The following is a 19,669-nucleotide window of genomic DNA, read 5'->3' as shown; positions in this document are numbered from 1 at the left end:
TTAACGAGAGATAAAAATATAAATCGGTATGCCTAGATACCCTATACACATCAGTAAAGAAAAAATTACACCAATTAGCTTTATTATTTGCGCATAATAAGGATGGTAAAGCCCTAGGCTGCGAAAAGCGCTAAAGAAACCATGCAAAAGGTGAAAAAACAAGGCTAAAATAGCTACACTATACCAACCCACATAGCCTATGTTCTGAAAGGATGCTATAACCAATTGGTACAAATCTTTGTTGCCTTGTTGGTCAAGCGGCAGTTCACCAAATTTAAACGGATACCAAAAGTCATAAAAATGAATGACTAAAAAAGCAAATAATATTACTCCTAAAAGCATCATTTGCCTTGAATACCACTTACTGGCTCTTTTACGAGCATCATAACGGTACCTAGTCTTTTTACTTTTTCGGGATTTAAAACTAAGATAAATAGCGTCGATGCTATGCAGTATGATACTGATGTAAAGTACGTAAGCGATTATTTTAACCAGGATATTTCCCGATAAAAAGGCACTGTATGCATTATATTGTAATTGAGCTTCATCTTCAGGAAGCAAAAGCTGAAAATTTCCTAGTAAATGAATTACCAGAAATAGACAAAGAAAAAGACCAGTAATGGCCATTAAGTATTTTCTAGAGATGGTAGAGGAAAACCCAAGCATACTGAGACAATTAGAAGTTTCTAAAATACAGTTTTCAATTGATTATTCCTCAACTTTTGTTTTTACAATTGCTAAAGTTTGATAATTATCAGTTTTTCCCTGTTGTTTTAAATGTATTTTAGTTCACTTTGGTTATGTGAAACATCGAGTTGCACTTTTTTACCTAAGGCTATAGCTTGATTTTCTTCAAGGTGCCCTGCGGGAAAATTGTAAGCCACAGGAAAATCATAAGGGGCTACGGCTTCTTGAATAATTTCTAAAGCACTTTGACCAAAAGGAATTGTATTGTCATTCATATCGCTCATACCTCCTACAATGAGGCCGCTAATTTTATTGAACCACCCGTTGCGTTTTAAATTTTGTAGCATCCTGTCAATATGGTACAAATACTCATCTAAGTCCTCGATAAACAAAATCTTATGTTGTAAATCTAAGTCGCTGCGACTGCCTATTAGCGAAAACAAAACCGAAAGATTACCGCCTACCAAAATACCCTTTGCCGTACCTGGTTTATTCTGGCTATGACCTTTAAATGTGTAGCACCAATTTTTTGCGAAAAGCAATTGCTTTAAAGAGGCTTGTGTATTAGGTGTTTTTGTTTCTATGCCAAGACAAATTTGAGCGTGAAGGCTCGCAACCTTAAGTTTATTTAAATGGCTATGTAATGCAGTTATATCGCTATAACCTATCAGCCATTTAGGATCTTGTTGAAAAGCTGTAAAATCTACTAAATCTAAAATACGTACAGTACCATAACCGCCCTTGGCGCACCAGATAGCTCGTACTTTTGGATCGTTAAGTTGTTTTTGAAGATCTTGAGCACGTTGCTCATCTGTACCAGCAAATTGGTGACTTGATAACCCGATACTGCTGCCTAAAACCGGAACGAGCTCCCAAGATTCTAATAAACGTAAAGCGGGATTTAAGTCTTCTGGATTAACTTTTCTAGCAGTAGCAATTATGGCAACGCGGTCTCCTTTTTTTAAAGCCTTAGGAATCTTCATAATATGAAATTAATTGGAGTTGTAAGATAAAAAAATCCCTCAACTTTACAAGCTAAGGGATTGTGTGTGCTTTTTATTCAATTAAAAATTCCACGATAGATTCAATAAAAAATAGCGGGGCAATAAGTTACTTCTAAAAATTGTTGTTGAGATATCTGATGTTTGCACCTGTTCAAAATTATTCTCATTGGTAATATTTCGCATCGTAAAACTCGCTCCCCATTTTTTGCTTTTAGGTCTATGCCTTAATGTAGCATCTAAAAAGAAAAATTGCTCATCAGATTGTTTGGTGTTTGGTAAATAATAATCCGATGACAATATTACAAACCATTTTCTATTGGGTTTTAATATTATTTTGAAAGTATTTTGCCAAGATTTATTAATGAAAGCTAATTGGTTTTCACTTTTTGAATTAGAATATCGATAACTAAAAGTATTTTCAAAATTCACAGGTATTTCAAAAGCGGTTTTCCAAAAAAATGAGTTGCTTAAAAATTGGTTTTCATTTTGTCGTAAATCTGAATTATTTACAATATTTCTAAAGTTAGATAAGATATAATTACTTGTCAATTTAAGTGTAGACTCAATAAATGGAATATATTTTGAAACTTGCATATTTATATTCCAACTGCTGTTGTCTTGAGGTAAAAAGAAATATTCTATTTGGGTAGTAGTTGCTGTGATGTTTTGATTGGTGAAAAAGTTACCCGTTGATTTTTGATAATTTACATTTGCATTTAGTTGAAACTGATTATACAAATCATTATTAAAATATAACAAACTATATCTTTGACTAATTTGTAATTCTAAACTTGGTAAATTACTGATGGTAGTTCGGTTGTTAATCAATACTTGGTTTAAGAAAAAAAACTGTTCGGCATTTGTATTTTGGTTATAACCTAAGTTACCAGACAAAAAGGAAACTGAATTCAATTTGTATTTTAAGTTTAAAGCAGGTTCAATAATGAAATCATTTTGGCTTTGTTCGTTATTTTGAAGATTTTGTTCTAAATTTTGATTTAAAACTCTCAAAGAATAAGACGGCGAAATTTGCCATTTTCCCCGATTAAAATTATATACGCCTGTATTGAAAATGTTATTTTGAGTGTAATCAAAGTTATTTTCTGAAATGATTTCTTCTGAATTATAGAGTCTTGAAAGAAATGGTGAGTAATTTAAATTTGCCCCTAAAGTAAAGGTATATTTATCTCTTTTTCCTGACCCAAGATAAGTTGCTTTTCCTTCTAAAAATGTCCTTTTAAACTCACTATCTTGTGTGTCCATTAAAGCATCTTCATCAAAAAGCGATGGTGTTATGCTAAAAGTTTGTGGCAAATCATTAAATGAATGAAATAATGAAACTTGTAAGGCTTTTTTATCAGAAAGCTTTTTTGTCCAAAGTAAATCTTGTTTAAAATAAAAATCTTCTGTGTTTAAAAAGGAGGAAAACTCATCAGTTTGGTTTTGAATTACCGTTGTCGGTGTTTCTATATTTTCTTGTCTTAGTCTTAAATTATATTCCAATAATGATGTTTTAGAGGTATTGTATTTGACTTCCACATCACCACGATATTGTTGGGGTTTTTTGGTAATGAAAGTATTGTCAGTTGTTGTAAAAAAATCATTATTTATTTTAAAATCGTTTTGAAACAGTTGATTTGTGCTTATTCTATCTTGCAAATAATACAAATTTGTTTTAACACTTAATTTTGGATTTAGTTTAAAAATAGCATTGTAGTTGCCAAAAAACTGATTGTTTATATTGGCCCTTCTATCTTCTAACAAATTTGAAAAACGAGTTTCGGGTACTATTTTTTCCGCAAAATAGTTTTGTTCTTTTTGCTGTTCAACATTAAAACTAAAACCAAAATAATCAAATGGTGTCTGGTTTACCCCAACATTATTATAAGATAAAGTTGCAAAAGATTTATAGGTTTTGGTTATACCTAAAATATTTGAACTCAAATTAAAAGCTTGGTCGCCATCATCAAACCACCCACTACCAAAGTCTAAATTACCCGAAACATCTACTTTACCTTTTTTGAGTTTTAAATTTAAAGAAACTTTACCACCTTGCTCTATTCCTTTTAAAAGTGGGTTTTCTGCATAATTATCTATGGCTTCTATTTGTTCCACCATATCTACATTTATGTTTTTTGTTCCTAAAGTGTAGTTAAAACCGAATAAATTATCACCGTCTAAAGTAACGGTCTCAATAGATTTTCCTTTATATTTTATCTCGCCAGTTTGCTCATTAAGTTCAACACCTGGTAATTTACTTATGACCTCTTCTATTTTTCTTTCGCTACCATCAACATATCGTGAAACATTAAAAGAAATGGTATCTTCCTTAACTTCAAAACGTCTTTTTTTTCCTACCACTACAACCTCTTCAAGTTCATATTCTTGCATTTTGATTAAAACAAAATCAAATGAATAGCTTTTTTCTTTCTTTGGTTTATCAATAGTTAAGGTTTGTTTATAATAGCCTTCGGCTTTTACCTCAATAAATAGCTTCTCGTAATCTTGTTTTAACTTTTTTTGAAAAATACCATTTCTTACAATAGCAAAATCTTTAACACTTTGTAAGTTAGAGTATTCCTTGAAAAGAATTGAAGCAGTTAAAGGTTTATTATCTTCTGAATATACTGTTCCTTTTATGGTTTGAGAATAGGACTTAAAACAGATTATGAAAATGAATAAACAAATAATACATTTTAATCTAATCATTAAATTCTAATACTTCAATTGTTGGTGGATAATTATTTTTACTTGGAAACGAAACATTTATTTCTGCGTCATTATTTTCAGATATTTTACTATTAACAAATTTACCAAATCTGTCAAATGCTTTCTGATATTCGGTTTTATATTCTTTCCAACTTATTAATTTTTCTTTGTTTATAGGGTTTTCAATAACATTCAAAGTTTTTGACCTCTCGATGTATACAGCTTCAAATGATACTTTATTATTTTCTTCGGATACTGAAAGAATTAGTCCAGGCAATCCACTAAACTTAAAAGGTCCATCATAAAAAGGTATTTCAGTTGTGTAATAGGCAATATAGTTTCTACCTCTATAGTTTGTAGTTGCTTTTTTGCAATTATAACCTAAAATCTCTTTAGTTTCTGTTTCTAGTTTCCAATCAATTTCTGGAATTTTTTCTCCTACTTTTTTATATTTTCTAATTACAGGATAAATTGACATTATGGTGTCATTTATAAAATCTTTTAATGTTATTATTTTTTCAGAACCATCCACACCAAAATTAGCCGTAACATCGTAGCTATCCGCATTGGCTTGATTCTTTAAATATTCACTTTCTGTCTCTTTTTGGTAAATTGACAAAACTGAATTATAATTTTTTAGAGAATGTATTTCATTTATCGGCAAACTTCTTTCAGTTAATTTTCTAAAAAATTTATATTCTACTTTCAAGAAATCTGTTGAGTCTTTTTCTTCTTGAGCTACTAATGGTAACTGAAAAAGTAGTATAATAAATAATAATGTAAGTCTCATAATTTTTAATATTAAACCCTAAAGCTTTGAACAAGCTTTAGGGTTAGTTAGTAAATTGCTTTAGAATCCTAATTGGTCAAGTATATCTGCTGCACTTCTTAATGCGGCACCGCATCCATCAGCGTGCCAAGTAGAAAAGCTACCCCAATATTCACCGTTCACATAAATTGTAACTTCCACCAAGCATCCTAACTCACCAAAATCAACAACTGATTTTTCGGAAGTAAAATTTTCAGTAAAAATCAAAGAATTATTAAATTCGGTACTTAATAATTCAGTAACGTTTTCTGAATTCACATCTAGATTGCTCTCAACATTGGTAGATGCAAAACTTAAAGAACCAATTAGCATAAAAGCTAAAGCAAAAAATACATTTTTCATTTTGTTTTTATTTAGTGTTAAAAATCTAAACGCTATAAGTTTAAGGTCATTATAGTTTAGTTCGTGGACTATCCACTTTAGACCTGTCGGCTTTCATTCATCACTTTCAGAGAGTCAATTTACGTTTTTTCTTTCAAATTCCGTAAGTCGGATGCTCTTTAAATTGCGCTGTTCGGTGTTCAAATGGCTACCAATTTCATTTAAATCTAGTTGAAAAATCCTTTTTGTTTTTCTGCCGAAGGTCTATCCCAAGAATCATCCTCTAGGTAAACATCATTATCTTTAAAATACCCGGTAACTTTTTTACCATCTGTAGTGGTCACGTCAAAAGTGAACTCATATTCAGTTGGTCCGTTTTTTAAAACTTCAATAGTTCCTGAGGCTAAAGAACCTATATATTCAGCATCATCTTCATTGGCCCAATTAGTATTGATTAATAACATTGAATCAGCAGAGAAAGTACCCGCCGTTTCGTTATCATTGTAGGTGTACGTGCCCAAAGGCAGCTGGTCTGCAACTTCGGTGTACAGCTCAAAATAAAGCCCAGATACTTTTTCTTGTTCAGGGAAGTATTCACCAGCAATTTTAATTAGATCTGAAGACACAAGTGTGAGGTCTAATTTATTAACTCCACCAAAGCTACCATAATTTGAAATAACGGCACTTTCTAATTCGTAAGAGGTGCCGTCAACAATCATACGGTCGCTAGTAGAAGCCCCGTCATCATCGTTACTACACGAAATTAAACCAAAGCTAACACAGAAAATTAACAGTAAAAAATTAATTTTTTTCATAATTCTATTAAGTTATTATTAATGGCGTAAATATATAACTTATTCGCATAAATATATACTTTTTAAAACATTCTTCATAGTTTTTTTATTTTATAAACAATGTAATTTAGAATACAATTCGCTTTATGTACCTTTGCAGCTAAATTTAAGTAGACTATGAGCACACCCAAAAGATATACCATTACCGCAGCTTTGCCCTATACCAACGGTCCTATTCATATAGGTCATTTGGCTGGCGTTTATGTTCCCGCAGATATTTATGCGCGTTACCTTAAAATGCAGGGTGAAGACGTGGTGTTTGTTTGTGGTAGCGATGAACACGGTGTGCCCATTACCATAAAAGCCAAAAAAGAAGGCGTAAGTCCGCAAGACGTGGTCGATAAATACGATGGCATCATAAGAAAATCTTTTCAAGATTTTGGAATTGCATTTGATAATTATTCCCGTACCTCGTCCAAAATACATCACGAAACCGCCGCTGCTTTTTTTGAAAAACTTTATAAAGAAGGAAAGTTTATCGAGGAAGTTACCCAACAGTTGTATGATGATGAAGCGCAACAATTTTTAGCCGATCGTTTTGTCATAGGAACCTGCCCTAAATGTGGAAACGAAGAAAGTTATGGCGACCAGTGTGAGAAATGCGGAACTTCACACAACGCAACCGATTTAATCAACCCTAAATCGGCCATTACCGGTAACGTTCCTGTGCTTAAAGAAACCAAACATTGGTTTTTACCATTAGATCAATACGAGCCTTGGCTAAAAGAATGGATTCTAGATAGTCATAAAAAAGACTGGAAACCCAATGTTTATGGGCAGTGTAAGTCTTGGATAGACGATGGTCTTCGACCAAGAGCGGTTACCCGAGATTTAGATTGGGGAATTCCTGTTCCCGTTGCCGGAGGAGAAGGAAAAGTGCTATATGTATGGTTTGATGCTCCTATTGGTTACATTTCGGCTACAAAAGAATGGGCGGCCAGAGAAAACAAAGACTGGGAGCCTTACTGGAAAGATCAAGATACCAAGCTGGTTCATTTTATAGGAAAAGACAATATTGTTTTTCACTGTATCATTTTTCCAAGCATGCTTAAAGCCGAAGGAAGTTATATACTTCCCGATAACGTTCCTGCCAATGAATTTTTAAACCTAGAAGGCAACAAGCTTTCTACCTCTAAAAATTGGGCAGTGTGGTTGCATGAATACCTAGAAGATTTTCCGGGTAAAGAAGATGTTTTGCGCTATGTGCTCACAGCTAATGCGCCAGAAACCAAGGATAACGATTTTACTTGGAAAGATTTTCAGCAGCGCAATAACAGTGAATTGGTAGCTATTTTAGGTAATTTCATCAACCGGGTAGTGGTGTTAACTCATAAGTACTATGATGCAGAGGTGCCTGAGCCTGGGCAGTTAAATGAAATCGATGAAAATATATTGGCCGAGTTACGCGCTTATCCTGCGGTTATTGCGAGCTCTATAGAAAAATATAGATTTAGAGAAGCTCAAGCCGAAATGATGAATGTGGCTCGTTTAGGAAATAAATATTTGGCCGATGAAGAACCTTGGAAAACCATTAAAACCGATGAGGCTAGAACAAAAACGGTAATGTATGTAGCATTGCAGGTCGCTGCAGCCCTTTCTAGTATTTGTCAGCCATTTTTACCATTTACCGCCAAAAAGCTATCGAACATTTTAAATTTAAAAAAGGATATTTCTTGGCCGCAAATCGCTTCCGCGGAAGCGTTACTAGCGCCCCAACATGTTATTGGTAAAGCTAGTCTTTTATTTGAGAAAATTGAAGATGACGCCATAGCTAAACAACTAGAGAAATTAGAGAATACCAAAAAAATGAATGAAGCCGAGCAAAAAAGTGTAGAGGAGCAAAAAGAAACGGCTACCTTTGAAGATTTCACAAAAATAGATCTACGAGTGGGAACCATTGTGAGCGCAGAGAAGATGCCAAAAACTAAAAAGCTGTTGGTATTAAAGGTAGACACTGGGCTTGATACCCGCACCATTGTTTCTGGTATTGCAGAACATTTCTCTCCAGAAGAGGTGGTAGGAAAACAAGTAACGGTTTTGGTAAATCTAGCGCCTAGAAAATTACGCGGTACGCTGAGCGAGGGAATGATTTTAATGACCGAAAATGCACAGGGCGAACTGGTTTTTGTAAATCCAGATGAAGCTCAAGTTAACAACGGTAGCACTATTGCGTAGCATAACTTAAAATTTTAAACAAGCCCCGTTTGTTGTAATCTTGGGGCTTGTTATAATTCGCTACAAAAACTGCTAAATATACAACGTAGTTGCAGGCAATTTTCTATTTTAGCAGTATGCGCCTATTTTCAAGTATAATAGCATTTTTATTTGGTTTTACCCTTTGGTCTCAATCTTACCAATTGGGCGAAAACTATTTTGATCAAGGTGAATTTGAAAAAGCCCAAGCGGTTTTTGAAAAGCTTGTGGCCCAAAACAGCAGAGACCTGCGCAGCGTTCAAAAATTAGTAGCTACTTATCAAGAACTAGAAAAGTATAAGCTAGCAGAAGACTTGTTGTTGCAGCAAAACAAACCAAAGGTAATTTACCCTAATTTATTGGTTAGTCTTGGGCACAATTATCAATTGCAAGATAAAAATGAAGCGGCGCAAGAAGCCTTTCAATCGGCAATTGAAAGCGTTTCAAAAAATCAGGGTTATGCCTATAGCGTTGGCAGAATGTTTCAACAATATGCTTTACTAGATTGGGCTATAAAAACCTATGAAGAGGCTCTTAAACAACGTGCAAACAGCTCGTTTACTATAGAGTTGGCAAGAATTTATGGAGAGAAGGGAAATTTAGATAAAATGTTTGGCAGCTACCTAGATTTGCTCGTAGATCAACCCAACTATTTGTTTGCCGTAAAACGCAATTTTTCAGATTTTATTAATGAAGATGCCAACAACCCCGCCAACAAAAAACTACAACAGGCTATACTAGCAAAAAACCAAGAAAAACCTATGCTGGTTTTTAACGAGCTGTTAAGCTGGCTTTATGTGCAACAAAATGATTTTCAAAAAGCCTTTGCGCAAGAAAAAGCGCTCTATTTGCGTAGTCAAAAAGATAATATTCAAGGCTTTTTAAACCTGGCGCAGCAAGCCAAAGATTCAGCCTACGCCACCTCGCAAGAAATATTAAATTATGTTATAGCGCAAGAAGATCAGATTTACCGCATCTTACAAGCAGAATATTTAAAACTAGAGCTTAATATGAATCGCGCAGAGCCTGAGGTCACAGCGCAGCTCTTTAACCAAGTGTTTGAAAAGTACCAAAGCCTTCCGTTACAAGACTGGTTTGATATTCATTTGCTTTACGCTGATTTCTTATTGAAAACAAAATCCTATGCAGAAGCTAAGGCGAAATTAGACAAATTGAACCAATTAAATTTAGACAAATTTGCAGCAGGGCAAGTGAAAATGCGTTTAGGTGATGTAGCTGTAAAAACCGATAAATACAACCAAGCCTTGATTTATTATTCACAAGTACAGCTTGACTTACCCAATAGTGCTTTGGCAGAAGAAGCTACCTTTAAAATTGCAAAAACCAGTTTTTATCAAGGTGATTTTGAATGGGCACTTAGGCAACTAAACGTTTTAAAAACAGCTACTTCAAAGTTTATTGCCAACGATGCATTGCAATTAAGTGTTTTGATTAACACCAATAGCAATGCAGTATTAGACACCACATTTACAGCTTTAAAGCGTTTCGCTAAAGCCGATTTATTAGCTTTTCAAGAAAAACCAAATGAAGCCTTAGCGCTTTTAGCAAAGATTTTGCAAGAACACGTGGGTGAAGAAATAGAAGATGATGCGTTATTTAAAAAAGCCAGCTTGCTAGAGAATTTGTCAAAATTTGAAAAGGCAATAGCAACATATAAAAGTATCCTAAACCTAACGGAGAAAAGTATTTATATAGACGAAAGTCTTTATGCGCTAGCAAGAATTTATGAGCTGGAGTTAAAAGATAAAAATAAGGCCAAAGCCTATTATGAAAAGCTGTTGTTTGAGCATGAAGATAGTATTTACTTTAACGAGGCCAGACAGAAATACAGAAAACTAAGAGGCGATTTGATTAAATAAATTTACAACCATGTTTATATTCAATATTACCGTTAATATACAAGAAGATATTCAAGAAGCCTGGGTAGACTGGGTTAAGCATACTTATATGCCGCGAATGCTGAGCTTAGACACGTTCTCTAAAGCGGTAATGACTAGAGTTTTAGTAGAAGAAGAGATGGGAGGTTATACCTACTCTATTCAATACACCGTACCAAACAAAACAAAACTAGAATCATTTCGTGCTAAAAACAAAAATCCGCTTGGCGAAACCCCAATGCTATTTAAAGATAAATTTGTGTACTTTACTACTGAGCTTCATATAATCGATGAACAATGAAAAAAAAGCAGCCAAATAGAAAAAAAGGGCAATCACGTGCGCAACACGCGGGGGTAAAAGCCAAAAAACATTTGGGACAACACTTTCTCAAAAGTGAAGAAACAGCCCTAAAGATTGCTCAAACGCTTGAAGCTGCAAATTATGACTTGGTTGTAGAGATTGGCCCAGGAACAGGGGTCTTAACCAAACATTTGTTAGCGCGCAATTTGAAGGTATTGGCATTAGAAATTGACCGGGAGTCTATTGCTTATTTAGAAGCAGGTTTTGGCTTAAATCACCCCAATTTACCTCTTCAAAATTTTAGCGTTAGTGAGCAAGACTTTTTAAAAGCCGATTTAGCCACCTTGAACCAGGGTAAGGAAATGGGCATAACAGGCAATTTTCCTTATAACATATCTACTCAAATCGTTTTTAAGGTATTAGAGCAACGCCAATTTGTACCCGAATTTTCAGGTATGTTTCAGAAAGAAGTTGCACAACGCATTTGTGCAAAACCCGGTAGCAAGGTGTATGGTATTTTATCGGTTTTAACACAAGTGTTTTATGAGACGCAATACCTGTTTACCGTGCCTCCAGGTGTATTTAATCCGCCACCCAAAGTAGATAGCGGCGTCATGCATATGCGTCGAAAAGAAAATCAAGAATTACCCGTTAGCGAAAGTTTATTGTTTAAAGTGGTAAAGCAAGCCTTCCAGCAGAGAAGAAAAACTTTGCGCAACAGCTTAAAAAACTTTCAGTTATCAGATACTTTACGAGAAGAAGCTATCTTTAATAAAAGACCAGAGCAGTTACATTATACAGAGTTTATAGAATTAACGCAAAAAATAGCTATCGATGCAGTTTCAAATCAGTAAAGAATTAATCGCAAAAATAGAAGAGTGGGTGCAGGCGCAAAACAGTGCCGAGTTGCGCTTGTATCTAGAAGAACTTCATCACGCAGATATCGCGGAGATATTAGAAGAGTTAGATCTAGATGACGCTACTTATGTAATTAAAATTCTTAATACCGATAAAACAGCCGAAGTTTTAATGGAACTCGATGAAGACGATCGAGAAAAAATTCTAAATAATCTTACGGCAGAAGAAATTGCTGGCGAGCTGGAAGAAATGGATACCGATGACGCTGCAGATATTGTAGCCGAACTAGACCAAAACCTAAAAGAAGAGGTTATTGGTCATATCCAAGACGAAGAACACGCCGATAATATTGTAGAGCTTTTACGCTATGATGAAGACTCTGCCGGAGGACTCATGGCCAAAGAGTTAGTAAAAGTAAACGAAAACTGGAGTGTTACGGGCTGTATGAGCGAAATGCGAGAACAGGCCGAGTATGTAACCCGAGTACACTCCATTTATGTGGTTGATAACAAAGATCGTTTAAAAGGTAGGCTTTCTTTAAAAGATCTTTTAACCGCACCTAGTGACGCTCAAATAAGTGATGTTTATATTGATAAAGTAGATTTTGTTACTGTGCATACCCCTGGTGATGAAGTGGCTAGAATTATGCAAAAATATGACTTAGAGGCTATACCTGTGGTAAATGAAATGGGTAAACTAGTGGGTCGTATCACCATTGATGATATAGTTGATTTTATAAAAGAAGAAGCTGAGCGAGATTACCAAATGGCGGCTGGTATCTCTGAAGATGTAGAGTCTAGCAGTAGTATCTGGCAGCTCACCCGCGCCCGACTGCCCTGGCTTATTTTAGCTTTGGCAGGCGGATTTATAAGTGTAGAAGTGTTAGGAACCTTTGATAGCGCCATGGAAAAACATGGAGAGTTGTTCTTTTTTGTACCTTTAATTGCCGCTATGGCAGGTAATGTAGGCGTACAATCATCTGCCATTGTTTTGCAAGGCTTGGCTAATAATAGTCTAAGAGGTTCGTTGTTGAAAAGGTTTTTAAAAGAAATTGGTTTAAGTTTATTAAACGGCGCAGTATTAGCCATTTTGCTAATTGGTGGAGGAATGCTACTACTTGGTTTAAATTTTGAGTTCGGACTCACAGTGGGTGTCTCTTTGGTTTCGGTTATTATTACAGCTTCTTTAATAGGAACCTTTGTGCCTATTATCTTAGAAAAACAAGGTATAGATCCAGCTATGGCAACCGGTCCTTTTATAACCACGAGCAATGACATCTGTGGTATTTTAATTTACTTTAGTATTGCTAAACTTATATTAGGCTTTTAAATCTTTCCTTTACGGATTTAATACTGCTCTAAAAAACTATTTAAGCGAATCGATATTATGAAACCTATTCCATTTTTTGATACTTTACTTGTAAAAAGTGATGTGATAGACAGTTTGAACCATGTAAATAATGTGGCCTATCTCCAATGGGTGCAAGATGTTGGTGAAAAACATTGGAAGGCTACGGCACCCAAGCATATTCAAGAACATTACGGTTGGGTAGTGCTTAATCATTATATAGAATATAAAAAACCTGCCTTCTTAGGAGAGGAGATTTACCTGAAAACTTGGATCGCCAATTATGAGGGTGTAAAAAGTGAAAGGCGCACAGAAATTTATGCTAAAAAAGATATGGTTTTATTGGCCCAAGCCAAAACCCTCTGGTGCCTTATAGATTTAAAGAAACAAAAACCACAACGCATAATAGACAGTATAACGCAACCTTTTTTTGATTAATTATGTATAAAGTTTTACACCTAGACCGCAACCATCCTCTGTTGATTGATGAATTAAAAGCCCATGGTTTTACAAATCATGAAGATTATGATTCGCCAAAGCAGAGTGTTCAAGAAAATATTGCACAATATGATGGAATTATTATTCGTAGCAGATTTAGTCTAGATAAAGCATTTTTAGAAAAAGCTAAAAATTTAAAATTTATTGGCAGATTAGGAGCAGGCCTAGAAAATATAGATGTAGCTTACGCTGAAAAGAAAGGAATTAAATTGTTTTCGGCACCTGAAGGAAATCGAAACGCGGTGGGAGAGCACGCGTTAGGTATGTTGTTGAGCTTATTTAATCATTTAAATAGAGTAGACGCTCAAGTGCGGCAAGGAATATGGCAACGAGAAGCTAATAGAGGAATCGAGTTAGAAGGGAAAACAGTGGGAATAATTGGTTACGGAAATATGGGAAAGGCTTTCGCTAAAAAGCTAAGCGGTTTTGATTGTGAGGTGATTTTTCACGATATCCAATCTGGTTTATCAGATGAATTTGCTGTTGAGGTTAGTTTAGAAGAATTGCAAAGTAAAGCTCAAGTGCTAAGTTTGCATACTCCGTTAACCGCCAGTACAAAAAATATGGTCGATGCTGCATTTATTCAGAAATTTCAAAATCCGTTTTGGTTGATAAACACCGCAAGGGGTAAATCTGTAGTTACAGAAGATTTAGTCGAGGCCTTAAAATCGGGAAAAATTCTAGGAGCAGGCTTAGATGTATTGGAATATGAAAAATCTTCTTTCGAAAATTTTTTCAATGAAGAGCAACAGCTGCCCGAAGCTTTTCAATACCTTATCCAAGCAGATCAGGTATTATTGAGTCCGCATATCGCAGGCTGGACATTAGAAAGTAAACTTAAACTAGCACAAGTTATAGCGAATAAAATAAAAGCCAATTTTTAACTAAAGAATTGCGATAAAAATTTTTAATAGATAATTATGGGCACAAAGGCAGAAACACCAGAGGCTTATATAAAAAAAGCCCCGGAAGAGAGGCAGGAAGCCTTAAAAAAACTTAGGCAGGTAATTAATGATAATTTACCAGAAAGCTTTGAAGAAGGTATGCAGTATGGTATGATAGGATATTACGTGCCCCACAGCATTTATCCAGATGGTTACCATTGTAACTCAAAAGAGCCGCTTCCTTTTCTAAGTTTCGCTTCACAAAAAAATTCCATAAACCTTTATCATTCTGGGATCTATGCAAAAGAATCTTTAAAAAATTGGTTTGTTGATGAGTATGGCAAGTATGTAAAAACTAAACTAGATATGGCTAAAAGTTGTATACGATTTAAAAATATAAACCGGATTCCATTTGAGTTAATCGCAGCGTTGGCACAAAAAATGACAGTGAACGAGTGGATAGCGCTATATGAACAAAATATAAAAAAATAAAAGCAGTCTAGTTTAAGACTGCTTTTACCATAATACTAAATTCAATGCTTTTTTTAAGCGTAATCAAATTGTTCTAAGGCTAACGGAGTCGCTAATTCTCCGTTTATAATTTCAAAGGTTTTATTTTTAAGCATATTAGGAGGCAAGCTGTCTACTAAAACTTGTGCGACGTCTTTTCTTGAAATTTCGCCGTATTGGTTTAATTTCTTTTCCGCCTTAATTTTATTGGTTTTCTCAGCATCGGTAAGTGCTCCTGGTCTTACAATGGTATATTCTAAAAAGCTAGCTTGTAGGTGCTCATCAGCTTTTTGCTTTGCATTAAGATAATGCTCTAGCTCTTTGTTTTGTTTTGGATCATCGGCACCCATAGAGCTTAACATCACAAATTTTCTTACTCCTGCAGCTTTAGCTCTATCGATAAGATTTATGGCACCATTTTGATCTACCGCCGTGGTCTTATCTTTTCCTGTTTTGCTTCCAGAACCGGCTGCAAAAATAACCCGATCTATTTCTTGCACGGCTGGTTCTAGATCGCCTTCTAAATCTCCTAAACGGGTTTCTACCTGCATACCGTCAAAAAAGGCTTGTTGTTCTTGTTTTCTTATTAGGGCAATGGGCGAATAATCCTCATGATTTTTTAATAAAGCAACTATCTCTCTACCTGTTTTTCCGTTAGCTCCTGCTACTAAAACTTTTTCTTGTTTCATTTTCTTCTTTTTTATTTAAATGTAGCAAGAAAAGCGTGTAATTGTATTAATATTTATTTAAATAACAAGGCTTTAACAAAGAAACTAAAGCTTGTTAAAAAACTTTGCTCGCCAAAAACTGTTGTACCTTATAAATATCTATTTTCTTATTGAATTGTTTACTAATAGAAGCCTGTTGCTCGCTAGAAATCCAAATTTTGAGTTCTGCATCCAAATCGAAGGTACCCGCGGTTTCAACCGAAAACCGAGAAATGCTTTTGTAGGGGATACTTATATATTCTCTTTTGCTACCGGTTAAACCTTGAATATCTATTAAAATTAAGCGCTTGTCTGTAAAAATAAAAGTATCACGTACAAGTTTGAAGCCCAGTTCAACCACTTCATTGTTAACTAATAATTGTTGGTATTTTGCTGTTAGGGTGTCGGTATCTATCTCACTGGCATTGCCAAGCAATTTATTAAATAGGCTCATTTTGATCTTTATTTATTTTTTGTTCAAGTTCTAGTTGCAATTCTTCCATCACTGGTTTTACGGTGCTCTCTGGTAAATCGGCAATACGAATGTACATCAGCCCATCTACCGAATTATTGAATAAAGGATCAACGTTAAAAGCGGCAACACGTGCATTCTGTTTGATGTATTTTTTTATGAGTACCGGCATACGTAAACTATCGGGTTCGAGTTCGTCAATTAGCTTGTCAAACTTGTTTAAATCAGCTTGACTGGCATCAAAAACAAAGTCTTTGTCGGCGTCTTTTAATTTCACTTTATACTCCTTCTTAGGTCGAATATATTGAGCCACATAGGGATCATAATAGTGTGATTTCATAAACTCAATCATCATCGATTTTGAGAAGTCCGAAAATTTATTGCTTATACTTACACCACCAATTAAGTATTTATGTTCTGGAAACCTTAATGTACAGTGCACTATTCCTTTCCAAAGTAAAAAGAGTGGCATAGGTTTTTGTTGGTACTCTTTAACAATAAAAGCTCGTCCCATCTCTATAGATTCGCTCATCATTTTATGTAGTTCTGGCTCAAAACGAAAAAGTTGCTGCAGATAAAAGCCATTTATTCCGTGTTTAGGGAAAATTTGAGCGCCAAAACCCATTCTATAAGCCCCGACAATTTTATGGGTTTCGTTGTCATACAAGAAAAGATGCTGGTAATAGTTGTCAAACTCATCTAAATCTGTAGATTTATTTGTGCCTTCCCCAATGGCTCTAAATGTGATTTCGCGTAAGCGTCCTATTTCTTTTACGATATTGGGAATGTCTTTTCTCTCGGCAAGAAATACTTCATAATTTTTACTAACTAACAAACGCTTTTCGTTTTCTTGGCAAAAGCTAATTTCTTTTTGCATTAAAACTTCTGAGGTTTCTTTAGCGATTGCTTTGGGAGCTCGTGCAGGAAATTTTATTTGTTTGGGAATGTTTTTTAATAAACTCTTTTTGTCATCAAACGCACTGGAAAGCATATAGGTTTTCTTGCGCAGAAAGATGGTGAAATCTTCTAAGTTAGGGTAGGCTTGTTGTTGTTCTATACTTATAGGGTTGCCAATACGAACTTTTATTTTTCGGTGTTTTTGACTCAGCATTTCACCTGGTAATTTTGCTGTTCTAAGGCTATCGTTTAACTTAGATAGGCGGTAAAAACTTGCACTGTTTTTGGCGTGAAAATAAACAGGAACTATAGGTACGCCAGATTTCTGTATTAATTTCATTGCCTCTGGTAGCCATTCTCTGTCTACTATAGAGTTTTCTTCTTTTTGGGTGCTTACCTCACCAGCGGGAAAAATACCTAGGCAATGACCGTCTTTTAAATGCTGTATGGCTTCTTTTAAACCGCTAAGACTTGATTTGATGTCTTTGCGCGTTTCAAAAGGGTTTACAGGCATAATGTAAGGTTTTAAAGGCTTTAATCGATGCAGTAAAAAATTAGCAATAACCTTATAATCGTCCCGCTTTTGTATAAAGGTGTGTAGCAAAATCATACCATCTATACCGCCTAGTGGATGATTGGAAATACTTATAAACGGACCTGTTTTTGGGATTCGTTTTAAATCCTTTTCAGGAATTTCAAAATCGATTTCTAAATGTTTTAGGCTAGAATCTAAAAATTCGAACCCGGCGAGATGCGAACGATCGTCGTAAATTTTATTTAGCTTATTAATTTTGGTAATTTTCATTACCCCAGCCCCTATAGCTGTACCTAAAATACCAAATTTTTTTAGATTAAGGCCATTGGCAACTTCTTTTGCGGTAACAAATCCCATATGCTATAAGTTTAAAGCAAATATAAATGAATAATCACTTGCTAAGTTATAAATTTTCGTGAACAACCAATTGTGCCGTTTCTCGTGTCACTTGTTTTAGAAGAACCACCTTATCTTTTTCGGTTGCTTTTATTACCTCTGGTGTAGCGTGGCGCAAGGTATATAATTTAACACCTTTATTAAAACTTACCCTGAATCGCTTTTGCAAATTTTCGATTAATAAATCAAACTTTTTAAATTTGTTATCTACCACTACAGAAAAGCTTATGGCTGAATTTTGAATAAGATCTACCTTGGTTTGAAAAGCATGAAACAAAGCAAAGACCTCACTCATATTTTGCTCTACAAAGAATGAAAAGTCTTTGGTGGCAATAGATAGTAATATGAGATCATCTTTTACAATATAACATGGTACTTGAGGTACAATTTTAGGACCATTACTGACCTTTGTTCCTGGTAAAGTTAAATCAAAAAATGAGCGCACTATTAAGGGAATCTCTTTCTTTTGAAGCGGCTGAATAGTTTTAGGGTGTATCACAGAGGCCCCGTAAAAAGCTAACTCTATGGCTTCATTGTAATTGATTTGGTTCAATTGTATAGTCTCTTTAAAAATACTAGGATCTGCATTGTAAACCCCACTTACATCTTTCCAAATACTTACCTCTTTAGCATTTAGGCAATAAGCAAAAATGGCAGCAGAATAATCACTTCCTTCTCGGCCCAAAGTGGTAGTACAATTATTGGTAGCCGATGCGATAAACCCTTGAGTTATAAATAACTCGTTGGGTTTGATGTGATGGTTGATATTTTTTTGTGTGATTTCCCAATTCACTTGAGCGTCGCGGTAAGTTGTATCGGTTTTAATAAGTTTTCGTGCGTCTATCCAAGTATTTTTTATTTTTTCTGAATTAAGGTAAGCGCTTATTATGGCTGTACTTATTAACTCACCAAAACCAATAACTTGATCATAAACAAAATCGTAACCTTGAGATGAATTTTGCTCGAGAAACCTGGTTAACTCTTTCCAATATTGGTTTAAAGTAACAAAAATTGGATGATTGGTATCGGTAAACAAACTCTGAGCAATCTGAGCATGAAAATTTTTAACCTCAGTTAAATCGATTTTATTGAACTCAAAATAGTTTTGAATTACCAATTCTAAAGCATTAGTAGTTTTACCCATTGCCGAAACCACAATCATTTTATCCTTTGTGCCGGTTTTTTTGAGTATTTCAACCATATTCTTGACGCCAGCCGCCTCTTTTACAGAGGCGCCGCCAAACTTAAATATGATCATTTTGCCAAGAAGTTTTTAATAGATTTTTCGTCAAACTGCACGGTATTCCATTCGGTCATTATGCTAGCTCCTGTACTTTTGTAAAATTCAAGCGCATTGGTGTTGTAATCGCCCACAACCCATTCTACTCGTTTTACACCTTGGTCTAGTGCAAAACGCATCACTTGTTTATACAAGAGCATACCAATACCTTTACCACGATAATTTTCATTTACTATAAGATCTTCTAGGTGTACGGTTTTTCCTTTCCAGGTAGAGTATCTATAGTACACTAAAGCCATACCAACCACTTGGTCATCCGCCTCAGCTAAAAAACAGGTAAACATTTTTTGGTCGCCAAAACCATCCTTCTTTAATTGCTCTTCGGTCAAAATTACTGCATTTGGTTTCTTTTCGTGAGCCGCTAATTCATTGATTAATCGCAGTACACTTCCCATATCTTCTTTGGTTGCTCTTCTTATCTTTGTTTCCATAGTTTTTATTTTGATTTACACAAAAATAGCGATTACAA

The 19,669-nt window shown here is 34.9% G+C and carries 19 protein-coding genes; 8 read left to right on the top strand and 11 right to left on the bottom strand.

What is annotated here, in order from left to right; all coding sequences use genetic code 11:
- From FT993_RS06525 to FT993_RS06500, 6 genes are all read right to left on the bottom strand, one after another.
- Positions 1–666 (bottom strand): succinate dehydrogenase cytochrome b subunit, encoded by a 666-nt coding sequence (locus tag FT993_RS06525; RefSeq protein ID WP_147861741.1) that lies wholly within the window; start codon positions 664–666, stop codon positions 1–3.
- Between the two features lie 107 nt (positions 667–773).
- Complete coding sequence (locus FT993_RS06520) at positions 774–1,670, bottom strand: LD-carboxypeptidase (protein WP_147861740.1); 897 nt, start codon at positions 1,668–1,670, stop codon at positions 774–776.
- A gap of 81 nt (positions 1,671–1,751) precedes the next feature.
- Entirely contained in the window at positions 1,752–4,400 is a 2,649-nt protein-coding gene (locus FT993_RS06515) for a hypothetical protein (protein ID WP_147861739.1), read from the bottom strand.
- The gene (locus FT993_RS06510; protein WP_147861738.1) at positions 4,393–5,190 is read right to left on the bottom strand and encodes a GLPGLI family protein; all 798 of its coding nucleotides are present in this window, start codon (positions 5,188–5,190) and stop codon (positions 4,393–4,395) included. Before FT993_RS06510 ends, FT993_RS06515 begins: the two co-directional genes overlap by 8 nt.
- Positions 5,191–5,250: 60 nt before the next feature.
- Entirely contained in the window at positions 5,251–5,571 is a 321-nt protein-coding gene (locus tag FT993_RS06505; protein ID WP_147861737.1) for a hypothetical protein, read from the bottom strand.
- A 206-nt stretch (positions 5,572–5,777) separates the two neighbouring features.
- Complete coding sequence (locus FT993_RS06500) at positions 5,778–6,365, bottom strand: hypothetical protein (RefSeq protein WP_147861736.1); 588 nt, start codon at positions 6,363–6,365, stop codon at positions 5,778–5,780.
- Positions 6,366–6,521: 156 nt separating this feature from the next.
- Here FT993_RS06500 and metG point away from each other — a divergent pair, with 156 nt between their 5' ends.
- From metG to FT993_RS06460, 8 genes are all read left to right on the top strand, one after another.
- Positions 6,522–8,579, top strand: a complete 2,058-nt coding sequence (gene metG / locus FT993_RS06495) for a methionine--tRNA ligase (RefSeq protein WP_147861735.1) — start codon at positions 6,522–6,524, stop codon at positions 8,577–8,579.
- 89 nt (positions 8,580–8,668) lie between these two features.
- Positions 8,669–10,477: a tetratricopeptide repeat protein gene (locus FT993_RS06490; RefSeq protein ID WP_147861734.1), complete on the top strand. Its 1,809-nt coding sequence runs from the start codon at positions 8,669–8,671 to the stop codon at positions 10,475–10,477.
- Positions 10,478–10,487: 10 nt separating this feature from the next.
- Positions 10,488–10,796: a DUF4286 family protein gene (locus tag FT993_RS06485; protein WP_147861733.1), complete on the top strand. Its 309-nt coding sequence runs from the start codon at positions 10,488–10,490 to the stop codon at positions 10,794–10,796.
- Positions 10,793–11,650: a 16S rRNA (adenine(1518)-N(6)/adenine(1519)-N(6))-dimethyltransferase RsmA gene (gene rsmA, locus FT993_RS06480; protein ID WP_147861732.1), complete on the top strand. Its 858-nt coding sequence runs from the start codon at positions 10,793–10,795 to the stop codon at positions 11,648–11,650. The genes FT993_RS06485 and rsmA overlap by 4 nt, the downstream gene beginning before the upstream one ends.
- Complete coding sequence (gene mgtE / locus FT993_RS06475; RefSeq protein ID WP_147861731.1) at positions 11,631–12,983, top strand: magnesium transporter; 1,353 nt, start codon at positions 11,631–11,633, stop codon at positions 12,981–12,983. Before rsmA ends, mgtE begins: the two co-directional genes overlap by 20 nt.
- Positions 12,984–13,040: 57 nt before the next feature.
- A complete protein-coding gene (locus FT993_RS06470; protein ID WP_147861730.1) occupies positions 13,041–13,439 on the top strand; it encodes a thioesterase family protein in 399 nt (132 codons plus the stop codon).
- Between the two features lie 2 nt (positions 13,440–13,441).
- Positions 13,442–14,383, top strand: a complete 942-nt coding sequence (locus FT993_RS06465) for a 2-hydroxyacid dehydrogenase (protein WP_147861729.1) — start codon at positions 13,442–13,444, stop codon at positions 14,381–14,383.
- A 36-nt stretch (positions 14,384–14,419) separates the two neighbouring features.
- Positions 14,420–14,875, top strand: coding sequence for a DUF1801 domain-containing protein (locus tag FT993_RS06460; protein ID WP_147861728.1), 456 nt, complete (start codon positions 14,420–14,422; stop codon positions 14,873–14,875).
- Positions 14,876–14,928: 53 nt separating this feature from the next.
- Here the strand turns inward: FT993_RS06460 and FT993_RS06455 are convergent, their stop codons facing one another.
- The 5 genes from FT993_RS06455 to FT993_RS06435 all read right to left on the bottom strand — a co-directional run bounded on the left by FT993_RS06455 (position 14,929) and on the right by FT993_RS06435 (position 19,631).
- Entirely contained in the window at positions 14,929–15,582 is a 654-nt protein-coding gene (locus FT993_RS06455; protein WP_147861727.1) for an SDR family oxidoreductase, read from the bottom strand.
- Positions 15,583–15,676: 94 nt separating this feature from the next.
- Positions 15,677–16,054, bottom strand: coding sequence for a PH domain-containing protein (locus tag FT993_RS06450; RefSeq protein WP_147861726.1), 378 nt, complete (start codon positions 16,052–16,054; stop codon positions 15,677–15,679).
- Positions 16,041–17,861: a lysophospholipid acyltransferase family protein gene (locus tag FT993_RS06445; RefSeq protein ID WP_147861725.1), complete on the bottom strand. Its 1,821-nt coding sequence runs from the start codon at positions 17,859–17,861 to the stop codon at positions 16,041–16,043. Before FT993_RS06445 ends, FT993_RS06450 begins: the two co-directional genes overlap by 14 nt.
- 46 nt (positions 17,862–17,907) lie before the next feature.
- Positions 17,908–19,158, bottom strand: coding sequence for an aspartate kinase (locus FT993_RS06440; protein WP_147861724.1), 1,251 nt, complete (start codon positions 19,156–19,158; stop codon positions 17,908–17,910).
- On the bottom strand, positions 19,155–19,631 hold the full coding sequence (locus FT993_RS06435; protein WP_147861723.1) for a GNAT family N-acetyltransferase: 477 nt from the start codon (positions 19,629–19,631) through the stop codon (positions 19,155–19,157). Before FT993_RS06435 ends, FT993_RS06440 begins: the two co-directional genes overlap by 4 nt.
- Positions 19,632–19,669: the final 38 nt, after the last annotated feature.

This window comes from Mesonia sp. HuA40 (assembly GCF_008017835.1).
Taxonomy (GTDB): domain Bacteria; phylum Bacteroidota; class Bacteroidia; order Flavobacteriales; family Flavobacteriaceae; genus Mesonia.
Note: the sequence above shows the minus strand (reverse complement) of the source record. Positions and strands in the feature narration are given on the sequence as shown.